The organism is Aquirufa sp. Wall-65K1, from assembly GCF_054558475.1.
The window spans coordinates 95150-120788 of the sequence record NZ_JBPXKD010000002.1 but is presented as its reverse complement, the minus strand read 5'-3'; the positions used below and the strand labels follow the sequence as shown (position 1 = coordinate 120788).

The 25639-nt window shown below is 38.4% G+C and carries 20 protein-coding genes; 9 read left to right on the top strand and 11 right to left on the bottom strand.

The features are described 5' to 3' along the window. Window positions 1-3 precede the first annotated feature (3 nt). A complete protein-coding gene (gene xylA, locus ACST15_RS03875; RefSeq protein ID WP_459453332.1) occupies window positions 4-1332 on the bottom strand; it encodes a xylose isomerase in 1329 nt (442 codons plus the stop codon). 176 nt (window positions 1333-1508) lie between these two features. Between xylA and ACST15_RS03870 the strand changes: the two genes are divergently transcribed. Further along, window positions 1509-3866, top strand: coding sequence for a M1 family metallopeptidase (locus ACST15_RS03870; protein ID WP_459453331.1), 2358 nt, complete (start codon window positions 1509-1511; stop codon window positions 3864-3866). A 77-nt stretch (window positions 3867-3943) separates the two neighbouring features. On the opposite strand, the gene ACST15_RS03865 is transcribed toward ACST15_RS03870, so the two are convergent. From ACST15_RS03865 to ACST15_RS03855, 3 genes are all read right to left on the bottom strand, one after another. Beyond that, window positions 3944-4774 (bottom strand): phytoene/squalene synthase family protein, encoded by an 831-nt coding sequence (locus ACST15_RS03865; protein ID WP_459453330.1) that lies wholly within the window; start codon window positions 4772-4774, stop codon window positions 3944-3946. A gap of 1 nt (window position 4775) precedes the next feature. Next, window positions 4776-6251, bottom strand: coding sequence for a phytoene desaturase family protein (locus ACST15_RS03860; protein WP_459453329.1), 1476 nt, complete (start codon window positions 6249-6251; stop codon window positions 4776-4778). Window positions 6252-6388: 137 nt separating this feature from the next. Next, window positions 6389-6892, bottom strand: a complete 504-nt coding sequence (locus ACST15_RS03855) for an RNA polymerase sigma factor (RefSeq protein ID WP_459453328.1) — start codon at window positions 6890-6892, stop codon at window positions 6389-6391. Window positions 6893-7089: 197 nt separating this feature from the next. Between ACST15_RS03855 and ACST15_RS03850 the strand changes: the two genes are divergently transcribed. Continuing rightward, window positions 7090-9423, top strand: a complete 2334-nt coding sequence (locus ACST15_RS03850) for a TonB-dependent receptor (RefSeq protein WP_459453327.1) — start codon at window positions 7090-7092, stop codon at window positions 9421-9423. Here the strand turns inward: ACST15_RS03850 and ACST15_RS03845 are convergent, their stop codons facing one another. The 3 genes from ACST15_RS03845 to ACST15_RS03835 all read right to left on the bottom strand — a co-directional run bounded on the left by ACST15_RS03845 (window position 9424) and on the right by ACST15_RS03835 (window position 13449). Beyond that, the gene (locus ACST15_RS03845) at window positions 9424-10833 is read right to left on the bottom strand and encodes a murein hydrolase activator EnvC family protein (RefSeq protein WP_459453326.1); all 1410 of its coding nucleotides are present in this window, start codon (window positions 10831-10833) and stop codon (window positions 9424-9426) included. It abuts the gene before it with no gap. 11 nt (window positions 10834-10844) lie between these two features. Further along, window positions 10845-11660 (bottom strand): DUF4292 domain-containing protein, encoded by an 816-nt coding sequence (locus ACST15_RS03840; RefSeq protein ID WP_459453325.1) that lies wholly within the window; start codon window positions 11658-11660, stop codon window positions 10845-10847. 70 nt (window positions 11661-11730) lie between these two features. Then, entirely contained in the window at window positions 11731-13449 is a 1719-nt protein-coding gene (locus ACST15_RS03835) for a tetratricopeptide repeat protein (protein ID WP_459453324.1), read from the bottom strand. Window positions 13450-13553: 104 nt separating this feature from the next. On the opposite strand from ACST15_RS03835, the gene ACST15_RS03830 reads away from it, so the two are divergent. Then, window positions 13554-14666 (top strand): amidohydrolase family protein, encoded by a 1113-nt coding sequence (locus ACST15_RS03830; protein WP_459453323.1) that lies wholly within the window; start codon window positions 13554-13556, stop codon window positions 14664-14666. Here ACST15_RS03830 and ACST15_RS03825 read toward each other — a convergent pair whose 3' ends face one another. The 3 genes from ACST15_RS03825 to ileS are packed head-to-tail and all read right to left on the bottom strand — an operon-like array spanning window position 14667 to window position 20562. Beyond that, window positions 14667-15746 (bottom strand): hypothetical protein, encoded by a 1080-nt coding sequence (locus tag ACST15_RS03825; RefSeq protein ID WP_459453322.1) that lies wholly within the window; start codon window positions 15744-15746, stop codon window positions 14667-14669. It lies immediately after the preceding gene. A gap of 1 nt (window position 15747) precedes the next feature. Continuing rightward, window positions 15748-17154: an MBOAT family O-acyltransferase gene (locus tag ACST15_RS03820; protein WP_459453321.1), complete on the bottom strand. Its 1407-nt coding sequence runs from the start codon at window positions 17152-17154 to the stop codon at window positions 15748-15750. A 6-nt stretch (window positions 17155-17160) separates the two neighbouring features. Beyond that, a complete protein-coding gene (gene ileS, locus ACST15_RS03815; protein WP_459453320.1) occupies window positions 17161-20562 on the bottom strand; it encodes an isoleucine--tRNA ligase in 3402 nt (1133 codons plus the stop codon). 172 nt (window positions 20563-20734) lie between these two features. On the opposite strand from ileS, the gene ACST15_RS03810 reads away from it, so the two are divergent. Genes ACST15_RS03810 through ACST15_RS03795 form a run of 4 tightly spaced genes read left to right on the top strand, consistent with a single transcriptional unit; the run spans window position 20735 to window position 23646 of the window. After that, window positions 20735-21352 carry a 5-formyltetrahydrofolate cyclo-ligase gene (locus tag ACST15_RS03810; protein ID WP_459453319.1) on the top strand — a complete coding sequence of 206 codons (618 nt, stop codon included), beginning with the start codon at window positions 20735-20737 and terminating at the stop codon, window positions 21350-21352. Window positions 21353-21385: 33 nt separating this feature from the next. Next, window positions 21386-21892, top strand: a complete 507-nt coding sequence (locus ACST15_RS03805) for a hypothetical protein (protein WP_459453318.1) — start codon at window positions 21386-21388, stop codon at window positions 21890-21892. 10 nt (window positions 21893-21902) lie between these two features. Next, window positions 21903-22895 carry an aspartate-semialdehyde dehydrogenase gene (locus tag ACST15_RS03800; RefSeq protein WP_459453317.1) on the top strand — a complete coding sequence of 331 codons (993 nt, stop codon included), beginning with the start codon at window positions 21903-21905 and terminating at the stop codon, window positions 22893-22895. Window positions 22896-22929: 34 nt separating this feature from the next. Next, on the top strand, window positions 22930-23646 hold the full coding sequence (locus ACST15_RS03795; protein ID WP_459453316.1) for a pyridoxine 5'-phosphate synthase: 717 nt from the start codon (window positions 22930-22932) through the stop codon (window positions 23644-23646). A gap of 364 nt (window positions 23647-24010) precedes the next feature. Here the strand turns inward: ACST15_RS03795 and ACST15_RS03790 are convergent, their stop codons facing one another. Further along, on the bottom strand, window positions 24011-24625 hold the full coding sequence (locus tag ACST15_RS03790) for a hypothetical protein (RefSeq protein WP_459453315.1): 615 nt from the start codon (window positions 24623-24625) through the stop codon (window positions 24011-24013). 227 nt (window positions 24626-24852) lie between these two features. Here ACST15_RS03790 and ACST15_RS03785 point away from each other — a divergent pair, with 227 nt between their 5' ends. After that, on the top strand, window positions 24853-25452 hold the full coding sequence (locus ACST15_RS03785) for an RNA polymerase sigma factor (protein ID WP_459453314.1): 600 nt from the start codon (window positions 24853-24855) through the stop codon (window positions 25450-25452). Then, window positions 25427-25639: a hypothetical protein gene (locus ACST15_RS03780; protein WP_459453313.1), complete on the top strand. Its 213-nt coding sequence runs from the start codon at window positions 25427-25429 to the stop codon at window positions 25637-25639. The genes ACST15_RS03785 and ACST15_RS03780 overlap by 26 nt, the downstream gene beginning before the upstream one ends.

Sequence of the window (25639 nt, the reverse complement as noted above, 5' to 3'; positions counted from 1 at the left end):
TTCTTAGACAAATCTGCCCAATAAATTTTCTAAATATTCTTGCTTTCCTGATATCAAGGCTGGCTCACCAATTTCAGTGGCAATTTGATATAAGTCTTCCAATTTCAATTTTCCTTGCTCAAATTCCGCACCTTTACCTGAATCAAAGCTGGCATAACGAGCAGCTTTCAAACGATCCATTTCTCCGTGAGTTAAAATCTTATCAGCGATCAATAAAGCACGAGCAATGGTATCCATTCCACCTACGTGAGCATAGAATAAATCAGCCGCATCCGTTGAATTTCTACGACGCTTCGCATCAAAGTTAATTCCTCCTCCAGCTAAACCACCTTGACGTAATACGATGGCCATAGCTTCAGCCCATTCATAAATATCCGTTGGGAATTGGTCAGTATCCCAACCATTTTGATAATCTCCGCGGTTAGCATCCATCGAAGCTAGCATTCCATTATCAGAGGCTACTTGGCACTCATGTGCAAAAGTATGTCCAGCTAAAGTAGCATGGTTAACCTCTAAATTCAATCCAAATTCAGAAAGCAAATCAAACTCTCTCAAGAAACCAATCACCGTAGCTGAATCATAATCATATTGATGCTTAGTTGGCTCACAAGGTTTTGGTTCAATAAAGAATTTACCCTTAAATCCATTTCTACGAGCATATTCCACACAAGTATGCAACATTCGAGCAAAGTGCTCACGCTCGCGTTTCATGTCTGTGTTTAATAATGACATGTAACCTTCTCTACCTCCCCAGAAAACATAACCACGACCTCCTAATTTTATCGTTGCATCAATCGCTGATTTTAACTGAGCACCCGCATGGGCCACTACTTCAAAATTTGGATTGGTCGCTGCACCGTTCATATACCGCTCATTTGAGAACAAATTGGCCGTTCCCCAAAGTAATTGAACGCCACTTTCCGCTTGTTTCTTGGCAAAAATATCGGATATGTATTGCACGCGACTGCTGAATTCTTTCGGATCATTCGACTGGTCGATAGCATCCACGTCGTGGAAACAATAAAATGGTGCACCTATTTTGGTAATAAATTCAAATGCTGCATCAGCTTTATCTGCCGCGCGCTGACGAGGATCAGATGCTACATCCCATGGATAGTGATGCGTGCCTGGTCCAAATGGGTCTGAACCATCTCCACAAAAAGAGTGCCAATACGCAATAGCAAAACGAAGGTGCTCCTTCATGGTTTTACCCGCTACTATTCTATTTTCATCATAGTAACGAAATGCTAAAGGATTATCAGAATCAACTCCTTCAAATTTAATTTTTTCGATGCCTTTGAAATATTCTTTTTGGCCTATAATCACACTCATGGTTCAACAGTTTAAATTATATCTATAAGCTTCAAAACTACAAAATCTACCTAAGACTAAAATAGCAATCTATCCTTTTTTTTTAGTCTGTCCTGCCTGATAATCAACGAAGGCTTAAAAATAGATGAACAAAGAGTAAAATCTTTTTTCTATTTTTGAAAAAAAAGAGCTCATCAATGACAAAAAAACTATTTTTCTTCCTCCTTTTAGGACTTTTTTCCCATTCTGTTTTGGGTCAATCTTCCACAGGTACTTATAATGCAAACGGTCGATTCGAACAATTAGAATCAATTTTGCCCACACCCAATTCCTACCGTACAGCCAGTGGCTCACCCGGTAAAGATTATTGGCAGCAGCGTGCAGATTATGATATTAAAGTTGAACTAGATGATATCAATAGAAAAATCACCGGTTCTGAAACAATCACCTATTTCAATAATTCACCAGATGAATTGCCCTATTTGTGGTTACAATTAGACCAAAACTTATTTGAAAAAGGGGCAGCAGGTAATACCACTAAAACTGGCGACATTAAAAATGGTATTTCAGCAGCGGCGTTTAAAGAATTAACAGATCCTAAAAGTTACGGCTATAAAATCACTGCTGTAAAAGACATCAAAGGAAATGCTTTGCGCTATACCATCAATCAGACAATGATGCGGATCGACTTACCTACACCGGTTAAATCTGGGGCTAGCGTGAGTTTTGCAATTGATTGGAATTATTTAATCACTGAATATTATGGCCGTTCTGGCTATGAATTTTTTGCCAAAGATGGTAACGCCAATTATTTCATTGCTCACTGGTTCCCAAGAATGGCCGTTTACAATGATGTCTACGGATGGCAACACAAACAGTTTTTAGGTCAGGGAGAATTCACCCTGAACTTCGGAAACTATAAAGTAGCCATCACTGCGCCTAATGACATGGTAGTAGGTGCTGGAGGAGAATTATTGAATCCAAATCAAGTGATGAGCGCTACCCAATTAAAACGTTGGGAAAAGGCCAAAACAGCTACTCGTCCAGTAGAAATCGTGAATCAGGAAGAAGCAGAGTTAGCGGAAAAAGGTAAACCGACAGGTAAAAAAACTTGGATTTATAAGGCAGACAATGTGCGTGATTTTGCCTTTACAGCTTCCCGTAAATTCATTTGGGATGCCATGCAAGTGGATGTAGAAGGTAAAAAAGTTTGGGCCATGTCCTACTATTCCAAAGAAGGAAATCCACTTTGGGGGAAATACTCCACCATGGTCGTAGCCCACACCCTGCGTTCTTATTCCAAAAGAACCGTAGCCTATCCTTATCCTGTAGCCATTTCTTGTCATGCTACCTTGGGAGGCGGAATGGAATACCCTATGATTTCATTTAATGGCGGTCGTCCTGAAGCAGATGGTACCTATTCAGAAAATGTGAAGAATGGTATGATTGGGGTTATTATCCACGAAGTTGGCCATAATTTCTTCCCAATGATCATCAATTCAGATGAAAGACAATGGTCTTGGATGGATGAAGGATTAAATACTTTCTGCCAATATTTAGCAGAGCAAGAGTGGGATAGAAATTTCCCAGCTAGAAGAGGAGAAGCTCAAAGCATTGTTCCTTACATGCGTTTAGATTCTAAAAATCAAGTTCCGATCATGGCGAACTCAGAAAACATCATGGATTTTGGAAACAATGCCTATGCCAAACCTGCCGCGGCTTTGAACATTTTGCGTGAGACAGTTATGGGTCGAGAATTATTTGATTATGCCTTCAAAGAATACGCTCGTAGATGGGCATTCAAACAACCCTATCCAGCTGATTTTTTCCGTACTTTGGAAGATGCCTCTGGAGTTGATTTAGATTGGTTCTGGAGAGGTTGGTTCTATGGAACAGAGCCTGTTAACCAATCGATTGAAACCGTAGAATGGTATGGAATTGACAACCAAGATCCTATTGCCAAAAAGGCCAAGGATAAAGCTGATTTTACAGCTAAAAGAGAGACCATTTCTAATATCCGAAACAAAACAGATATCAAAGAAACGGTGGTGGAAAAAGAACCTGATATGAAGGACTTTTACAATAGCTATGACCGCTTTGCAACTTCAGATGCGGAAAAAAAGAAATACCAAGATTACCTGGCTTCCTTATCAGATGATGAAAGAAAATTAGTAGCAGAGGGTAAAAACTTCTATGTAGTCAATTTTAAAAATAAGGGAGGTTTACCTATGCCGGTCATTGTTAAATTGACTTTTGAGGATGGAACAGAAGAAGTACTTCGTTTTCCTGCAGAAATTTGGAGATTAAATGATGTTCAAGCGAAGAAAATCATTCCAACTAGCAAGAAAGTAGCTAAGTGGACTTTAGACCCTTACTATGAAATTGCGGATATCGATACGGATGATAACGCATTCCCAAGGGAGCCTGTACAACCTACTCGAGTTCAATTGTTTAAGGCTCAACCAAGAAGCTACGGAGCAGGTCAGGCTAACCCTATGCAAGAAGCTCAAAATGCTAAAAAAGCGGCAGGAGCAGTGACAGGTTCAAAAAATTAATTGACTGATTTGGTTAAAATGAAAAATGTCAACCCTAGTGGTTGACATTTTTTTTATGCTAATCTTACAAAATGGAATTAGGCTAAACCACATTTTAGTTTAACAAAAATCCATAACTTCTCTAGGTCTGGAACTCGAACACGTTCTTCTTTGATTAATTGAAGTGGTGCCTGTTTTATATGCTCAAATAAACGGGTGTAGTATAAATAGGCCAACAAAACTCCATTTTTGGCCTCTTGAGGAAGTCGATTGATACCACGCAATCCAGCGACAAAGTCCAGTTGAATATCAGCCTCAATGGCTTTTTTATCGTTCTCCGTCATGGTCAAATAATCGACTCCTGGGAAATAAACCCGACCTCGTTCATCAAAATCTGATTTGATATCACGTAAAAAATTGATTTTTTGAAATGCTGAACCCAAGGCACAAGCATCGTCCCTTAATGAGTGATATTGTACTTTATCCCCTTGACAAAAAACATGTAAACACATCAAGCCAACTACCTCTGCTGAGCCATAAATATATCTTTTATACCCAGCTTCATCGTAGTTAGTCTCAAATAAATCCAACTCCATGGAATATAAAAAAGCATCCACTAATTCTTGCTCCATGCCAAACTCATGATACACACTTTGAAAAGATTCTAGAATCGGATTCAAACTGATTTTTTCCTCAAGTGCCCAATAGGTATCCTTCTTAAAACGTTCAAAAAGCACTTTTTTATCGTGCTCATGAAAGGTATCTACAATTTCATCCGCCAAGCGTACGAATCCATAAATCGCATATACGGGATCGTGAAATCGACTAGACAGAGTCTTAATGCCGGATGAAAAAGAAGTTGAATAGGCATTCGTCAATAATTTAGAACATGCCAAAGAAACACGTTGATATAAATCTATCTGGGTCATGCTATTTTTTTAGGGATTTATCTACCTCATTAGCTACCACCAAACCTGAAATCAATGAAGGAGGAACGCCAGGGCCAGGCACTGTGAGCTGACCAGTGTAATATAAATTGTCCAGTTTTTTATTTTTCAGACTAGGTTTTAGAATAGCTGTTTGTAATAAAGTATTCGCTAAACCATAAGCATTGCCCTTGAATGCATGGTAGTCCGACATAAAATCCTGATGCGCATAGGAACGCTTGTAGACTATAAAATCCCGAATATTTTCTCCACAATATGCTTCTAAACGATCCATTAACTGGTGAAAATATTTTTCACGATGCGCCTCTGTATCTTCTAAATTAGGAGCTACAGGAATCAACAAAAACAGATTCTCGCATCCCTCAGGGGCTACACTTGGGTCAGTTACCGAAGGAGCACTGGCATAAAATAATGGATCCGAAGGCCAAGAAGGTTCAGTATAAATCTCGTGGGAATGCACTGAAAAATCACGGTCAAAAAATAAGTTATGATGTTTCAACTTCGGTAAACGTTTAGAAATACCTAAATAAAACAACAAAGACGAAGGAGCCATTACGCGTTTATCCCAATACTCTTCGTTATAATTCCTAAAATCATCACCTAATAACTGTTCCACCCAATGGTAATCAGCACTTGCTACCACCATGTCTGCCTCCATTAAGCCATTGGCTGTCTTTACACCTCGAACATGATTATTGACAATTTCAAAACCTGTCACTTCAGCATTATAGGTGAATTTTACCTGCTTTTCCTCAGCTAAAGCTACCATTCCTTTGACAATTTGATGCATACCACCCATGGGGTACCAGGTTCCCATGGTTATTTCTGCATAATTCATCAAACTATACATAGCAGGGGTATTTTGTGAAATTGCTCCTAAAAATAAAATGGGGAATTCCATCAATTTTAAGAGGGTACTCGACTTAAAAAATTTACGAATATGCTTGTAAAAAGAAGAAAACACATCCATTCGAATGGCATCAATAAGTATTTTGATGCTCAAAAATTCGGAAATCTTTAGGGAAGGACGCCACACGAAATCTTGAATACCTACGCGGTATTTATACGCTGCTTGATGCAAAAATTTATCCAATTGAGCCGAAGCCCCCTCTTCATAGGATTCAAACATGGACTTAATGCCTGCTAAATCCGCAGGTATATCAATAACTTCTGAGTCAGATAATATTACGGAATAAGAAGGATCCAATCGTTTTAAATGGTAATAATCCGAAGGCTTTTTACCAAATTTCCCAAAATAAGTCTCAAATATATCCGGCATCCAATACCAGCTTGGCCCCATATCAAATACAAATCCTTGCTCTCGAAAAACGCGAGCTCTACCCCCTGGCTCAGCATTTTTTTCTAAAACCTGAACCTCATATCCCTTGTCAGCCAAAGCCGTAGCTGCCGAAATTCCTGAAAAACCTGCACCAATGACAATTACCTTTTTCTTTTTCATTCTTTCCATTTAGTCGAACCTAAACAAATATAACCATCTTTTGAAAGAGCTAAACAGACTAAAAGAAAAAGTCAGATAAAATCTGACTTTTTGCTTGTTTCTTCTGTTAACCAAAAAACTAATCAATTGTGAAAAATCTATGCGTACATGTACAATTTTTTCTTTAATTCTTTACGAGCAATGTGGATACGATTCTTAACTGTACCGATAGGTAAATCCAATTCTTCTGAAATCTCGTGGTATTTAAATCCTCGGAAATACATCAAAAAAGGCAATCGGTACATCTCGTCTGTTTGTTGCAAGGCTTTTTCTAAATCTTCGCGAACAAAATCGCTTAATGCCCCATTATACTGTAAAGATTCTTGTGAGTTGATGAAATGTAAATTTTCTGTAGTATCTATAAAAGTATTTCTACGAACCATCCGCTGGTATTGCGTGATGAACGTGTTTTTCATGATGGTAAACAACCAAGCTTTTAAATTGGTCCCTTCTGCATACTTGTCTCTGTTGGAATATGCCTTGACCAAAGTATCTTGAACCAAGTCATTGGCATCATCCATATCTTTTGTTAAACGTAAAGCAAAGGGTTTCAAAAACTTAGAAAAGCTTCCAACCTGGTATGTAAATTCAAGAGCTGTCATATCTGAAGTGTTTGTTTTGTTTAACAAATTTATAAAAAGATTAAACAAAACAAATTATTATGAAAAAAAATTTATCGTTTTATTTTAAAGACTGGTCGCCCCATATGGCTTGATCATCGGTTATATCCTATCAAAATTGGGCTAAAAACGAAAATGAGTGTATATTTAAAGTCTCATCTTATATAGATGGCCTACCCATGAAATTAAAATCCCTGGTCATATTTTTTTTGTTTATACTTCCATTACACGATAGCTATTCGCAGAAAAATTGCTTTTGTACTTTACAAGGGAATGTATCTTCCAAAGAAAACAAGGAAAAAATCAAAGGGGCCTATGTTTATTTAAAGGGGACAAATATTGCTGTCCAAACCGATTCTCTTGGATTTTTCTCCCTCAAAAAAATCTGTCCTGGTTCATATACCTTAGTTTGTGAAATGAGTAGCTATGACCCGGTGGAAATTAAGGTTAATCTTAGCAACGAGCATGAAGAAAATATTGCCTTGCAAGTGCATGATGAGCACCTACAAGAAGTAATTGTAAGCGGCAAAAGGAATGAAACCAGTGCGCAAATGCGTGGTACGCTAAGTGCGGAGGAAAGAAAAGAAAGGGATGGTCTCAATTTAGGTGAAATGTTGAAGGGCATCTCGGGGGTACAAAGCTTACAAACAGGTAGTACTATTTCTAAGCCCGTGATTCATGGCATGCACTCCAGCAGGGTCATCATATTAAACCAAGGTATAAGACAAGAAGGGCAAAACTGGGGCAGTGAACACGCTCCTGAGGTAGATCCATTTGTGAGTAAGAATATCCAAGTCATCAAAGGACCTGCTGGCTTACGCTATGGCGGGGACGCCATTGGAGGAATTGTGATGTTAGAACCTAATGCCCTTCCAGATACAAGCGGCATCAAAGGTGAATTGCAAAGTATCTATTTTACCAATGGTCGACAATGGGTTGGTTCAGGTAGTCTAGAAGGTGGTTTCACAGGAGCCAAAGGCTGGGGCTGGCGTGTTCAAGGAACCATCAAAAACGGAGGAAATATTCAGGCGGCTGATTATTATTTAGCGAATACTGGAGTGCAAGAGCAAAATTTTTCTACCCAGTTAGGCTACAAATCTCGCCAATTCGGGGCGGATTTATTTTACAGTCGTTTTCATACTGTATTAGGTATCTTTCTGGGTTCTCATATTGGTAATGTCAATGATTTAGAACGATCTATTGCATTGGCTAGACCTTTAGCACAATTCACTCCAAAGGATTTTATCCGCAAAATTGACCGCCCAAATCAAGATGTCATTCACGATTTATTAAAGTTTAAAAGCTTTTACCAAGTTTCTAGCCAATATAACTTGCGCTTAACCTTAGCCCATCAAACCGATCAACGCTTGGAATTGGATGTGCTCCGTGCAGGAAAAAACATTAATACCTTAAGTTTTCAGTTAAGTACCTGGAATGGTGAGTTAATATTAGATGGGTCTAACGCTAGCCAATTATGGAAAGGCCAATTTGGCCTAACTTTTTCCTTACAGGATAATATCACGTCTGGAAACCGAGTTAACTCACCTACGCTCGTTACAAGCCTTTTACCCAATTATGAACAAAATAATTTGGGCTTATTTGCCATAGAAAGAATGGTTAAAGAAAAATGGGAATTGGAATTAGGCCTTCGCTTAGACCAAAAGCAAATTATCACCCACCGTCCTATCAAAAATTATTCTTTCATCGTGGACCGAGATGAAAAGCGATTTACAGGCCTATCAGGTAGCGTAGGAATTAAATACCACTGGACAGATCAGCTAGAAAGCCACTTGATTTTAGCCCGGGCATTCCGTGCACCAGGAGCCAATGAGCTTTTCTCCAATGGCGTTCACCATGGTACTGCTGCCTATGAAATTGGACAAATAAACTTAAAAGGTGAGACAGCTACCAATCTAAGCCTCAATACTCAATACAATTTAGATAAGTGGGATATTGAATTAGGCTTATATAGTAATCAGATTCGTGACTTCATTTATTTACGTCCCATGGTAAACGATGGTCAAGCTTTCTATGTCGTGACCCTGCGAGGCATTTTTCCTGGATTTACCTATGAACAAATCAATGCCAGATTCAATGGATTAGATGGTCAAATTACCTACCATGTTAATCCTAAAATTTCGTTCCAACATAAAACAAGTTTGGTCAGGGCTTACAATACCAAAAACAGGGAGTATATGGTCAACATTCCAGCTGACCGTTTTGAATATTTAATCCGTTATCAATTCAATAGCAACAAACAGTACCTCAGTGCTGGTGTTACCCAGGTTTCTCGGCAAAGTCGGGTGGAACCCGGCTCAGATTATACAGACCCACCTGCCGGCTACCAATTGGTGCAAGTTAATTGGGGCTATCAATTCAAAAGTGTAGATGTGGGAATCAGAGTCACCAATGCCTTGAATGAATCTTATCGAGATTATTTAAATAGATTTAGATATTACACGGATGACCAAGGGAGAAATATCCAGTTCAGGGTAGCCTACAAATTTAGCTGATTAGCGTCTTAACCATTGTTCAGGATTCTGTCGAATGGTATTTTTCCAAACCTGAAAATTTATTTCAGCAGTACCATCATCATCTGAGGCTACACTTCCTATGCGCTGACCTGTTCTAACTCGTTGACCTGTGGAAACAGACACATTATCCAATTTACTATATACGGTAAAATAATCTCCATGTTGGATAGCCACCACCATGTTAATACCTGGAATATTCACCACGGATTGTACTATACCTTCATATACAGAATGAACTGGAGAACCTGGAGCTGTTTGAATATCAATACCATTGTTATTGATCATTACCCCTTTTAGTATGGGATGCTTATGTACCCCAAAGTGATCTGAAATAAAACCGGAAGGTACTGGAAATGGCATTTTCCCACGTAAGGCTCCAAAGGAATTAGCCAATTTAGCTTCTTCCGCATTCATATAATATATATTCTTCTCTAGTGGAGCAGTTTTGGCTTCCTCAGCCTTTTCTGCTGCTTTTGCTCTGGCTACCTCTTTTTTATCTTCAGCAGCTTCCACCCTAGTTTCAGATTTAGTATCATCATCTTTGGTAGACCTATCACTCAATTTCGGTAAAGTGCCATCACCTTTCAAAGTAGGTAAAGCGGGTTTATTAACCTCCAATTTTCGAGCTTGCTGGGCTAAACGCAAACGGCGCTCTCTTTCCTGACTTTTCTGAATTTCACGCGCAACGATACCTGCAATTAAATTGTCCAATTTTCGAATAGCAAGTTTTTTGCGTTCTAGTTCGATCCGTAATTTCTTCTCCTGCTGGGTTAGTACCGTTACGACTTTGTCTTCTTTGGTTTTAAGCACTTCCAAGTTCTTCTTTTCTTTCTCTTTTTCAACCAACACTTTCTTCTCCTCTGTCTTCTTGAAAATAACCTGCTGTTCTTTAGACATTAAGTCTTGACGAGTCTGAAAAATTTTGTGGGCTTGTGCCTTACGGTTGCTAGTAAATTGACGTAAATAATCAAAACGTCGAGTAAATTCACCCAGATTAGAGGAAAGAAGTAAGAAACTGAGCTTATTGTATACGGTAGAAGTTTTCTGAGCTTCAAATAACATTTGCGCATACATACGCTTTAATTTTTTCAATTTAGCGGCTAATATGTCACTTTCTTGCCGCAATTTATTGGCTTCTTGTGCTAATAATTTTTGATTTTCACTTAAAATACCAATCTGCTTTTTCTGTACTCCAATCTGCTCTTTTAGCACATTCAGTTTTCCCAATGAGGCTTTTTTCTTTTTGGAAGTACGAGATATGATGCTGTTTAATTCTTTAATCTTAGCTAAATTCTCCTTCTTTTGACGCTCCAATTGCTCTCTTTTATCCACTTGGGCATCCAGGGAAAAAACGAATAGAAAACAGATTAAAAAAACAATGTATTTCAAGGTTGCAAGATTTATTTGTTGAGGTATTTTGCTGGCACTTTAAAAGGGAATTCTAAAGGGGTATCCAATAATTCTACTTTGGAATATTTTATACTAATGAGTGTTTTAACCAATTTATTGTCCTTGTCCTTCACATCTAAGGTAATTTGGCTCGAAAAAGGAAATAAAAATTGATTTATCGTAGCAAAATCTTCGTAATCCAAAGTCAATTTATTTTCGGTTGGTCCATCATTCACTAATAATTTTTTTAGTTTTCGATTGGGGCCCACATAATTATCAATTTGAATTCGACCTTCATCTTGCTTCAAAATGTAATTTTCATTCTCGCGAATCACCCTGGAATTCTTCTTTTTGAATGGCTGATTTCCCACAATGAGTGATTGAAGTATTTCGTAATTAATTTTAAAACCCATTTTGGTACTTAAACTATCATAGGTCAAATTAAAATATTCATTATTGATCTTATGAAAAAACTGAACGCGGTCTTTTGAAAATAAACCAGTGGCTCCTGTAATCATTGAAACCGAAATGTTCATCCAGATTAAACTATCCTTTTTCATTCGAATATCTACCGTGTAGGTATCAGCATTTGAATTTGTTTTCCAAAGCACCTTTGACTTAGCTTTTAAATAATTGAAATTCAAATCTTCTGAAACTACTTTATTGTCCTCTTTAGGCTCTTCTACGGGCGGCTGAACTTCCACTGGCACGGGTTTTATTTCTGCCTGTACCAGCGTGTCTTTAGGAATTAAGCTATCCAAAACAGCCACATTTTCTACCAGAGGGGCAGCTACCTTTTTTCCACAGGATTGGAAAAGTATAAACATAACAACTAGTAAAATAGTATTCCTGTGGCTTATATTCGGCATGCGATTATTTTTACAGCACAAAATTATCTCAATTTTCGATAATTTGCCTCTTCTCTATCTTTTTAAATAAATTAGGACTGGCACCTTCCAAGGTTTTGGCCTTTTGCCAGGCATTCATGGCCTCATCAGTCTTACCCAATCGAAAAAGGATATCACCATAATGTTCCCAGACTGTTGAACTGTTTTGCTTCTCATCTTTCAATGCGAGTTCCAAGTACTGTAAAGCTTTGCTGTAGTCTTTTTGCTGATATAAAACCCAAGCATAGGTATCTAAATAAGTACCATTTTTAGGGAATTTATCCGTTAACATTTTGGCCATTTTGGCGGCTTTGTCAAGCTTATCCTTACGGAGCGACAAATAGTAACTATAGTTATTTAATACATGTTCTTCATCGGGACTTTTCGCTAATACCTTTTCAAAACTCATATCGGAATCACGGTAATTACCCACAGCATGATAGGCATCCCCCATCAAGGCAAATAATTGAACGTACCATGAATCTTTTTCTTGCACATAAGGATTTGCTGACTCAAATGAGGCTAATGCCTCTTTACTTTTTCCTTGCATGTATTGAGCAAAACCCATTTGAAACCATAAAAACCCTTGATTCGGATAAGCCTCCAATGCTTCTTGAGCATGCACAATGACACTATCCAGCGTATTCATTTCAAAATCTAATTGGATGATTCTAGTCCAAACCTCAAACTTACCCCCTCCATTTCTGGCTGCCTTTAAATAGGATTTTTGACCTTCTTGAAATTTGGAAATACTCATCCACAAATCACCTTGCATCGCCACAAAACGAGGTTCTTTAGGGAAAGCCGCAACCGCTTTTTGAAGAAAGGCATAGGCTTTATCCCAATCCGTTTTCCCAGACATCAATTCAAAAGTTTGTAATGTTACTTGACTGAATAACTCGATGTGCATATCAGCATCTGCCAAACAACGCTCCAAAAAGTCGAGTGAACCAGCAAAATTCTTCTCATGAACGCGAACATTGGCATTCAATAAGGCAACCTGACCATCATTTGGGAAATCTATTGACAATTGCTCCAAGGCTGATTTTGCTCCTTTCCAAGTACTTAAATGCCACCAATATTCCATTTGTTCCCAAGCAAACAAAGGCTGTTCAGGATTATTGGCGACAAAAGCTACTCCTTCTTTAATAGCCTCCTCCCATTGTTCATTTTTTAAATAAATGTATTGCTTAGTCCGAATGATTTCCGGAAAATCACCAACCCATGGCTCCGCAGATTTTAATGCTTTCAAAGCCTCGTCACCTTGATTATTCCAAAGATAAGCTTGTGCCAATCGAAGATTTACATCAGGCTGCATGGAATCATATTGAATCAATTTCAAAAAACAGGCAATGGCCTCCTTCGACTTGCGCTCCTGTAAAAGCAAGTCTCCGTATAACAAACCGTAATCTAAAGAATAAGGTGAAAGTTCATTGGCCTTCTGAGCATATTTAAGGGCATTAACAGACTTCCCTTGAGCCAAATACGACTTAGCCAAATAAAAAGAAATAGAGGCTTCCTGAGGCATTTCTGGCAATAGCTGCTCCCAAACTAAAATGGCTTCATCATAATCCTCTTTTAAATAATGACGCATGCCCTCAGCCATCCATTCCTCTGCTCGTGCAGGAGAAAAAGCGGTGCTTTCTTTCTTAGCTTTTTTACCAGTATCCTGTGCCAAGAGTGGACTGGAAAGCAACAAAATATAAAGTATTAGATTGAGGTATTTCATAAAAGTTCGAATATACCGAAATACCCTGAATCCTTTTCAAAATTCTCTATGAAATGCGCTGTATTTGAACAGAATTGAATAGATTCGTTAAAATTATTAAAAAGATGAAATACCTATTGTTCTGCACATTACTAATAAGTAGCTCTATTTTCGCTCAAGAAAAAACCATGAGTTTCGAGGAATATGATCCAATTTCAACCTTGAAAGTTCCAGAGCATCAAATAAAACAAGCCAAATACCCCTTCATTGATATTCATAATCATCAATTTAATATGCCTAATCAAGATTTGGCCTACCTATTAAAACAGATGGATAGCCTCAACATGAAGGTCATGGTCAACCTAAGTGGAAAGGGCTCACAACGAGGAGCCGATATCGCTGCGGGAACCGAATATTTGACACAATCGGCGCGCGCTGGCCGTGAAAAAACCAATAATCGCGTGGTGGTATTTACCAATTTGAGTTTTGCCAATATTGATAGTCCCGATTGGACGGCCAAAACAGTTGCAGCCCTTGAGGCCGAAGTAAAAGCTGGGGCTATGGGATTAAAGATTTATAAAGACCTAGGCTTGGAAGTAAAAGACTCCAAAGGAAACAGACTACGTACCAATGACCCTAGATTAGATCCAGTATGGGCAAAATGTGGGGAATTGAATATACCTGTGTTAATCCACACGGGAGAACCAATCTCCTTCTTCGATGTGCACGATAAAACCAATGAGCGCTGGCTGGAATTAAAACAATTCCCAGGTAGAGCCCGTCCTGCCTCTAAATATCCTTCCTGGCAGGTGGTGATGGATGAACTTACTGACATCATTCGCAAGCATCCGAAAACAAAATTTATAGCCGCACATTTGGCTTGGAGAGGTAATGATTTAGCTGAATTAGGCCGTCTATTGGATACGTATCCTAATATGTACACAGAAATAGGGGCCGTAATTCACGAACTAGGAAGACAACCCAAAAATGCCCGCAAATTCATGATTCAATACCAAGATAGAGTTCTATTCGGTAAAGATATTTGGGCTACATCCGAGTATTACACGTATTTTAGGTTGTTAGAAACAGATGATGAATACTTTCCATATTACCGAAAAAGACACGCTTTTTGGCGAATTTATGGACTAGGTTTACCAGATGAAGTATTGAAAAAGGTCTATTATAAGAATGCTCTGAGTTTACTACCTAAATTAGATAAAAGCTGGTTTCCCAAATAATTAGGGTAATTTATCGAGCACTTGATTGAATTCCTTCAGCCATATTTGTGCCCCTCTGAGGGTCCAATGAGAGTCCGACTGATAAAAATTCATGCGAGCGTTTTGCTTCAAAGCTTTACTAGGGTCTAATAATTTGACGCCGAGTTTGGGATGTAGTTTAATCTTTTCCAATGCCAAATTAGGTGCATTCAGTTCCGTTCCTAATACAGCCACGGGATTAGGAATCAAAGAAAAGATAACCTCATCATAGCCATTTGATAAATAATAAGATTCTATTTCTTGAAGGTTTTTTACCATCAAATCTACCTGATTTGACTCCAAGGGTCTAAAGGAAGAAGTCTTTTTTTCAGGATTGACTGTCTCTTCCAAATATAGAAATTTTCCATCCTGAGCTACGCTGACGTCAGGATTTGTTCGTCCTAAAATCCTCCAAGTAAAATCCGCTTTTAGCTCTTTTATCCAGCCTAATATCCCAAGGTTAAATAAAATAAAATCCAAATTAGACTCTAAGGTAGGGTGGTAAATGGCTTTTTTAACCCCTGCATCAAATCGATCTAATTGATAGAAAATGGATTCTTTGACTGATCGATCTTGGACTAATTTCTCTGGCATTGGATGGTCCAAACGTAACCTAGTGTCTGCCAAATTCATTCGATCCCACATATTTCTTTCAACGCATTCAATCAACAACACCTGCTTATTTCCCTTTTTAGCAGGAATTAGATGTGTTTGAGTATCTGACCAGCGATAAAATTGAAGGGATTTGACCCGATTAAAATAGGCAGGATTAACTTGAAATGAACTGTACAAATAACTATCCCCTAAGATGGTTAGGTCATAATCCTTTAGGGCTGAATCAATTTTTTCAGGCAAGGGCAACAATTGCGTATCCTTTTCAATCCGAAAATCAGATAAATATGAAATCCCATATAAATCCCCAAAACGATATTTATCTGCACCCCAAACATCGTTTCTGGCATATCGCCCTTGGGTAATCCAATGCATTCCCTTTTCCGAACTACTGATAATCAGTATGGCCGAAGAGAGAAGAAATACAAAAAGGGCTATTATCCGACGCATCTTAAAATTGGAAGTAGATAAATTGTTTCAAACTAAATACTCCTAAAAAATAAATGGCAAGTACTAAAAAACTAAACTGCCAGGCAAATGAGCCTTGGTTAGCCTTATGCAATATGTTTTGTCTGTATTCCCACCAGCACAAAGAAATTATTAAGCATAAAGACAAGATGATTTCCTGTAGGCTCATGGCCAAAACCAAGCCTTTTTCTGTTCCATTAACTATAGTTGAAAAAAACTGTTTTACTTCCGTAAAGTGTTTTAACCTAAAAAAGACCCAAGCAAATGTCACCAAGGTGAAAGTCAAGATGCGATACAGCCATTGTACCCAAATCTGCTTTTGTGCCTCCGCAGCCAAACTAGGGAACACTCGGTTGATACTTAAACCTATCACCTGAAAAATACCATGCAAAGCCCCCCAAATCACAAAATTCCAACTTGCGCCATGCCAAATTCCCGATAAAATAAACACGACCATGATATTAAAATACCATTTGGGAACAGCCACTCGGTTCCCCCCTAAAGAGAAATAAACGTAATCTTTGAACCAAGTAGATAAGGATATATGCCAACGACGCCAAAATTCAGGCAAGGATTTAGCAAAATAAGGAGCGTTAAAATTATCCATTAATTTAAAACCCATAACCCTGGCAGCGCCAATGGCCACATCCGAATAACCTGAAAAATCACAATAAATCTGAAAGGAATAAAAAAACGCGGCTAAAACTAAAGCTCCACTAGATTGATCCTGAATATGTTCATAAGTTGGATCAACTAATAAAGCCAATCGATCCGCTATGACTACCTTTTTGAAAATACCGGCCGCCATTTGTAAAAGGCCTGATTTGACTCGATTCCAATCCCAAGCATGCACTTCGTAAAATTGGTGCAACAAATTTTGAGGTCTTTCAATGGGGCCTGCTACCAGCTGAGGGTAAAACATGACATAAAGACTATAAATCCCAAAATTCCTCTCAGCTTTTTGATGGCCACGATATACTTCTATGGTATAACTCATGGCTTGAAACGTATGGAAGGACAATCCAATGGGCAAAATCATTTCCAAAACCGGAAGCTGAACATGTGTCCCCAAACTTTCGGATAACCATTCGATGTTTTGATCAATGAAATGATAGTACTTAAATATGGCCAAAACACCAATATTGGCTAACAAACTTGCCGATAAAAATAACTTTTTTTGAAGGCCTTCAAAACGTTCTAGGTAAATGCCAGCAAAATAATCGATGACAATGGTGAAGCCTAAAATACCCAAATACATGGGCACAAAAGCCATATAAAAGTAGCATGAGGCCACTAAAAGTAAGAGCCAACGAAATTTGGGATGTAATAAAAAATAGGCACTGGTAATAATTCCAAAGAAGACTAAAAACTGCAAGGAATTGAATACCATAGCTTCTTATTTATGAACCGTCACCTTGACCGATAAAATGGTGTCATCGATGGAAATTTCAGACGCTTGGTCTAGCGACTCCTTCCAATCAATACGCAAAGCCTGCACTTCTTGACAAATATATGACTCAAATTCACGGATACTTTCTTCCCATGCCTCATCACCCTGGAGCACCTCGATGTTTATCTTATCCACCACATCAAATCCCGAATCTTTTCTTAGGTTTTGTATGCGGTTTACGAATTCACGTGCTCTACCTTCTCGAACCAATGATGGGCTCAATTGATTATCTAGCGCAATGGTTAAACCCGATTCACTGGCCGTTAAATAACCTGGCATATCCTCAGTCAAAATCTCCACATCCGCTAATTCAATAGAAAAACCAGCCTTTGAAATGGTCCCATGTGCTTCCAATGATTGTAAATCATCTGAACTCATTGAGCTAATTGCTTCCGCAACAGCCTTCATATCTTTACCAAATTTAGGACCTAGGGCCTTGAAATTAGGTTTCACTTTTTTGCTCAATACTCCCGCTGCATCGTCTAAATAATTGACTTGCTTTACATTAACCTCCGATTTAATCAAATCTTCTACTCGACGAATTTGATCCCGAACTTGTTCTTGTAAAACTGGCACTAAAACCTGTGCCAATGGCTGACGTACTTTCAATTTATGTACTTTACGAATAGAATGCACCAAAGAACAAATTCGTTGGGCTAGGTCCATGGAAGCTTCTAAATCTGGATTGACCCAAGACGGATTAACTTGAACAAAATCCGTTAAATGAACAGATTCCTTTTGGCTTAGATTCTTGTATAACCAATCTCCATAAAAAGGCGCTATGGGCGACATCAATTGAGCAACTGTCTCCAAACAAGTATATAAAGTTTGGTAAGCCGCTTGTTTATCCGGATTGATTCCTTTTTCCGTAGACTCTGGATTCCAGAATCTTCTTCGAGATAATCGTACATACCAGTTTGATAAATGATCACATACAAAATCTTGAATTGCTCGACCCGCTTTGGTTGGCTCATAGGTAGCATAAGACTCATCTACCTCTTGAATTAATTGCATTAATTTAGATAAAACCCAACGATCTAATTCGGTTAAATTAGCTTCTACTAATGGATTGGGCTTCGGGTCGAATCCGTCTAAATTAGCATATAAAGCAAAGAAATTATACGTATTGGTTAAGGTGCCAAAAAACTTATTTCTCACCTCGGTGATACCCGCTAAATCAAATTTTAAGTTATCCCAAGGCTGTGCATTGGTAATCATATACCAGCGCGTAGGATCAGCCCCATACTTTTTCAAGGTATCAAAAGGGTCAATGGCATTACCCAAACGTTTGGACATTTTATTGCCATTTTTATCTAATACTAAGCCAGTAGAAACGACATTTTTAAATGCAACAGAATCTTCTACCATGCTAAAGATCGCATGTAAGGTAAAGAACCATCCCCGAGTTTGATCCACACCTTCTGAAATAAAATCGGCTGGATATGATTCTTTAAATATGTCTTGATTTTCAAATGGGTAATGCCATTGAGCAAAAGGCATAGCACCAGAATCAAACCAAACGTCAATCAGATCTAATTCCCTAGATAATATTGCTCCTTGAGCACTAATCAAATAAACCTGATCAACAAAAGGACGATGAAGGTCAGCCGTACCAGCTTGTATGGCGGCTAAAAAATCTTGATTCCCTTGGGCTTGCTCTGCATTTAATTTACCTGAAGCTAAAGCCTTCTCCAATTCAAAAGTCAACTGCTCCAAGGACCCAATACAAATCTCCTCAGCACCATCTTCCGTTCTCCAAATGGGCAAAGGAGTTCCCCAATACCTCGAACGCGAAAGATTCCAATCCACTAAATTCTCCAACCAGTTTCCAAAACGACCCGTACCAGTAGATTCAGGTTTCCACTGGATGGTTTGATTCAAAGCAATCAATTTATCTTTTACTGCTGTGGTTTTAATAAACCAAGAATCTAATGGATAGTATAAAACAGGTTTATCTGTTCTCCAACAATGTGGATACGGGTGATCAAATTTCTGTACGTTGAATGCCTTGTTTTCCGTTTTCAATTGAATGGCTATTCGCTCGTCCACTGACAAATACTTATCACGGCCTTGTTTAATTCTGGCCTGCTCTTTTTCTTCTTCCGAAAGGTAAGCTTCTTTAACTGGCTCTAAAGCATAATCACTTACTTCTTGAACAAATTGACCTTGGCGATTCACCAAAGGCACTTCTTTGCCATTGGAATCCAATACCATGATAGCAGGAATACCGTTTTGTTGTGCAACTCGGAAGTCATCTGCCCCAAAAGTTGGAGCTGTATGAACCATTCCCGTTCCATCTTCAGTCGTCACGAAATCACCTAAAATCACACGGAATGCCGGTGTAGCAGGTTGCACATAGGGCATTAATTGTTCGTATTCAATTCCTTCTAAATCAGAGCCTTTACATTCCCCTACTACCTGATAAGGAATGGCTTGAGGTTTTTTCTCTGCAGCTAAAAAGGCATCAAAATCCCCATTTTCAGCCGAAGCGGTAAAATAGTTTTTAAGTAAATCCTTAGCAAGTACTACGTGTACAGGAAGAAAGGTATAGGGATTAAAAGTCTTTACCAGCACATAGGTAATCCCTTTCCCTGCGGTTAAGGCAGAGTTGGATGGCAAGGTCCATGGAGTTGTAGTCCATGCCAAAAGATATACAGGATTAGCTTGACTCCATTCAAATAAAAACTGAGATTTCGCATTCTGAATCGCTTTGAACTGAGCCGTTAAAGAAGTGTCTTTAACATCTCGATAGCAGCCAGGCTGGTTCAATTCATGTGAAGATAATCCCGTACCAGCAGCAGGAGAATAAGGCTGAATGGTATAACCTTTATACAGCAGGCCTTTGTCGTAAAGCCGTTTCAATAAATTCCAAACACTTTCTATGTAGGGCGTTTGATAGGTAACATAAGGGTTTTCCAAATCTACCCAGTAGCCCATTTTTTGAGTTAAATCATTCCATTGTCCCGTGAATTTCATGACAGTTTCACGGCACTTTTGGTTATACTCTTCTACGCTTATTTTCTTACCAATATCTTCTTTGGTAATACCCAATTCTTTCTCTACTTGCAACTCCACTGGTAAACCATGGGTATCCCAACCGCCCTTACGCTTTACTTGCTTTCCTTTAAGTGTTTGATAGCGACAAAAAATATCTTTGATAGCACGCGCCATCACATGGTGGATACCCGGAGTACCATTAGCGGAAGGGGGGCCTTCGTAAAAAGTAAAGCTTGGGTGACCTGCACGTGTGGAAATTGATTTCTCAAAAATCTGTTCTTGATTCCAGAAATTTAAAATCTCATCGGCAACTTGCGCGTAATCTAAATTTTTGTATTCCTTGAATTTCACGTATAAAGGGGATTTAATAGTATATGCTAGGCAAAATTGAGGCAAAAATAGTAAAATTTGGGCTGATTTCGTAATAAGATCATGTAGCTAAGCCAATAAATCGAATTTATATCTGGCTTAATTTACTTTGATTTTCCAGCATTAATATCCTAATTTGATTCTACTTTGAATTATGAAAAAGAGTGACATCAGAAATAGGCATGCTAGCCAAAGAAAATCCTGGTCTCAGGAGGAATGGTTGCTGCAAAATTTACGAATAAAAGAAATTCTCTTTGACTTTTTAAAACAAGTCCCACCGGGCTGCTTAATGCTTAGTTTTCAATCCATCGAAAGTAAGCGAGAAGTGGATACCAAGACCATCAACGAAAAATTGCTTCTTCCTCCTTTTGAATTTCAACTAGCTTTCCCTCGCGTGGAAGGAGATGGAATCATGTCTGCCTACCTCTCGGATGAAAAAACAATTTGGCATAAGTCCTCTTGGAATATTCTAGAACCCGATCCCACTACTTCCAAGAAAATCAAGCCAAGCACCCTTCAAGCTATTTTAGTTCCTCTAATAGGCTTTGATTTGCAAGGTCATCGCGTAGGATTTGGTAAAGGGTTTTACGACCGCTTTTTAGCACTTTGTGATCCTGCCTGTTTAAAAATTGGTTTAAGTTTAGAAGAACCTGTGGCTCAAATAGAAGATTTACATGCCCATGACATCCCATTGGATGTTGTGGTTACTCCCGAAAGACTTTATTCCATACATGGAATTAGTCCAAAAAATCCTTTCTTGTTCAAGATATAAGACCTAATTTTGCGTTCCTTTAAATATTTTTCTGTGAAAATCAGGCTATTATTGGCACTTTTCTTTTGTTTGTTGACTTGTAATTTATTAGGTCAAGAAGAAGTCAAGGGCAAATTATATCCTATTGAACAGATTGAAGGAGGTTGGAATAAAAAGTATTCCTACAAAAGGCAAATTATTGAAAGTCCCTTGGCCTTACAAATTCCATTATTGGAAGCAAAGGATCCAGAAGTGAGCTATGAGTTTTTGACCTATAAACGTCAAAAAAAGAGTGCAGAAATCATTTCAGCTTTCACGACGGGATTTTCGGTTTATACTTTTTTGAGTAAAGGAAAGGTATCTGATGGCTTTTATTGGACAGTAGTAGGAAGTGCCGCCGTTTTAAATTTGTATTTAGGTACGGTAAGTATCAAGCATTTCAAAAAAGCATTGAAACGCTACAATGAAATAGCACAAACTGACAGTAAAATCAGTTTACAAATTAATTCTCATGGGAGCTCAGGGGCTTCGATGGGTTTAGCATGGAATTATCAATTTTAACGATTATACAATGAAAGTTGCAGTAGTGGGCGCCACAGGCTTAGTTGGCGGTGAAATCTTGAAAGTTTTGGCGGAAAGAAATTTCCCGGTTAGCGAATTAATTCCGGTTGCATCGGAGCGCTCAATCGGTAAAAAGGTAAGTTTCAAAGGTAAGGAATTTGCTGTTGTCGGATTTGATACAGCTATTGCCATGAAACCTAACGTGGCTATTTTTTCAGCGGGAGGAAGCACATCCCTAGCTATTGCACCCAAATTTGCCGAAGCGGGAATTACGGTGGTGGATAACTCTTCTGCATGGCGCATGGATCCTAGCAAGAAATTGGTTGTTCCAGAAATCAATGCCTCCACTTTGACACCTGAAGATAAAATCATTGCAAATCCTAATTGCTCTACCATTCAAATGGTGGTTGTGATGAATCCATTGCATAAAAAATATAAAATCAAACGAGTGGTTGTTTCAACTTACCAGTCGGTTACAGGAACAGGTAAAGCAGCCGTAGATCAACTTTTCAATGAGCGTGCTGGTAAAACAGATTACGATAAGGTTTATCCTCATAAAATAGACTTGAATGTATTGCCGCACATTGATGTGTTTTTAGATAATGGTTATACCAAAGAAGAGATGAAAATGGTCAATGAGACCAAAAAAATCATGATGGATGACTCCATACAGGTTACAGCAACGACTGTTCGTATTCCTACGATTGGGGGTCACTCAGAATCGGTAAATATCGAATTTGAAAATGATTTTGATTTAGATGAAGTTAGACGCCTATTGGAACAAGAAGAAGGGGTTATTGTGCAAGATGATCCAAAAAATTTCTTGTACCCAATGCCTATCACCGCTCATGGAAAGGATGAGGTTTTTGTAGGACGTATTCGTCGCGATGAAACCCAAGCGAATACCTTGAATCTGTGGATTGTAGCAGATAATTTAAGAAAAGGGGCCGCTACCAACGCCGTTCAAATTGCGGAGTATTTGGCCAAGCATCAATTAATTTAAAAAATTGGCCGGTTTATCCGGCCTTTTTTATGATATGACTAGACTTAGTGTAAACATTAATAAAATTGCCACGCTTAGAAATTCTCGAGGTGGGAATAATCCTGATTTAATCCAGGTTGCATTAGATTGTGAGCGTTTTGGAGCAGAGGGAATAACCGTTCATCCTAGGCCAGATGAAAGACATATTCGATATGCTGATGTTTACGCATTAAAAAAAGTCATCCAAACAGAATTCAACATTGAGGGAAACCCTTTGGAAGAGAAATTCGTGGAGTTGGTTTTAGCGGTAAAACCTGAACAAGTAACCTTGGTACCAGATGCCTTGGGGCAGATTACGTCCAACCATGGCTGGGATACGGTAAAACATCAGGACTTACTTATTCGATTAATTGCCCCTTTCAAAGCGGCCGGGATTCGAACTTCCATATTTGTTGACCCAGTCCTAGAAATGGTTGAAGCGGCTAAAACCACTGGCGCAGACCGTATAGAATTATACACAGAGCCTTTTGCTGAGGAATTCCCGAATCATCCAGATCAGTCGGTGGCTGCTTACAGAAAAGCTGCATTTAGGGCACATTCTTTAGGCTTGGGCGTAAATGCGGGGCATGACTTAAGCCTAGAAAATTTAGCCTTTTTCAAGTCCCAAGTTCAACCTTTAGATGAGGTCTCGATAGGGCATGCCTTGATTTGCGATGCTTTATACTATGGTTTGGAGAATACAATTCAACTCTACAAACGTCAGTTGATCTAGGACATTTCTGTTATTTAAAGCGTCCTTTAAACAACAAAAACATCCTTTAAAAATGATTGAATTTAAAAAATTCATCATTCTACATTAACCGTGGTTAGGTATTCCAAAGAAAACCTTAATTGTTCAGCCTCAGCTGATTTCCTGTTCTGAGTGATACAAAAGTGAGGATAATTAAAATAATTCAACTTGCGAATAATCAATAAATAAAATTGCGGCCTATCAATTAAACTGTGAAAATCTATTTCAGATGAATCTAAAACAGTATTTTAGGTTGAAGGCATTTAGATTGATCGATTCAAAATATTGATAAAAAAAAGGGGGTAACCTTTCGATTACCCCCTAATTTATAAGTTCTAATGGCCTATTAATCTCTTTGACCCGTTAAAACTACGGCTCCACCTGCTACAGATAATTTGATAGCAGCTACTTTTCCATCTGTTCTTGAAAAAATAATATCGGCATCATATCCTTGAATCGTGGCTGTATATACATCAGCATCCTTGGATGGTTTTAATTCAGCTGGCTCACCACCACCTGCATCTGAGCTTAAGAAAAGTTTACCTTCTTTAGCTGCAATTAAGATTTTCTTTACATACTCATTCTCGGCCATTTTAAAAGAACCAGCATATTCGTCTGAAGCAGATTTTGCCGCTTCTTTTTGACCTGCTAATACTTGTCCTTGCGCATCAATTTTAATGACACTTACCTGACCATTCACACGTTCAAATGTGATGGTAGCACCCATACTTTCTAATACAAACTCATCCGCTTTTTTACCTGCGGCCAATTCAGTATCTGGGAAACCTTCTGCTGACATGACCAATTTTCCTTCTTTGGTGGTCAATTTTACTGACTTCACGTATGGATTATCTTGTAATTTATAATTACCAGCATAATCTGTCACGGCGGTTTGGGCATTGGCGGTAAATGCAAAAAATGCCAATGATAGTCCTATGGCAATATTTTTTAATTTTTTCATTGGGTGTTAATTTTGATTTGTTTGGCAAATCTAATAAAAAAATGATGCTTGCATCATACTTGTTAGCTTGAAATGATAAAAAAAAATATAAAAAATTTCATATCAATTTGATTAAGGATTTTGATTTATAAAAGTTTTATTTACTTTTGAAGCGAAATCAATTCGCCAACCAAACAATAGGAGACCCTGCATGAGATAAAACTCTACGTTAACAATTTTGAATTTTTATGATCAAAAATCAAGTTAACGATGCAGCGTTGGTGTCAGCGTACATCCAAGGCGACGACCAAGCGTTTGAAACGTTGGTTAAAAGAAGCAAATCAAAAGTCTACACAACCCTTTATTTAATTGTTAAAGATCGCTACATAGCAGAAGATCTGATGCAAGAAACCTACATTAAAGCCATCGACGTGTTGAAGTCGGGCCGCTATAATGAGGAGGGTAAGTTTCTGCCATGGGTAGTCCGAATTGCTCACAATTTGGCTATTGATTATTTCAGAAAAGACAAGCGTTATCCAACCATTGTATTGGAAGATGGCTCAAAAGTATTCAACAGTTTTGAATTTGCAGAAGATTCTGCAGAGGAGATACAATTAAAAGAGGATCAAATCGTTAATATCAGAGAATTAATTAAAAAACTGCCTGATGAACAACGAGAGGTCCTTGTCATGCGTCATTACGAAGAATTAAGTTTCCAAGAAATAGCGGCACAGACTCAAGTTAGCATCAATACGGCCTTAGGTAGAATGCGTTATGCGTTAATCAACCTAAGAAAAATGCTAGAAAAACAAGAGAATGCCTATGACGCAAAGCTTTACCACAAATGACCTAGTTAAAAACCTTTACGAACCCAAACCAGGGTTTTCACCCGTTTTAAGCTTGGAAGACCAATCGGAATTGGCTTCCCTGCAAAAGGTCAAATTGTCATTAGACAATGCCCTGCTAGAACCTCCTAGTAGAACGATTGAGGCTATTTTAGCCTATTCAAAGCATCAGATGCCCATTCAATCCTAA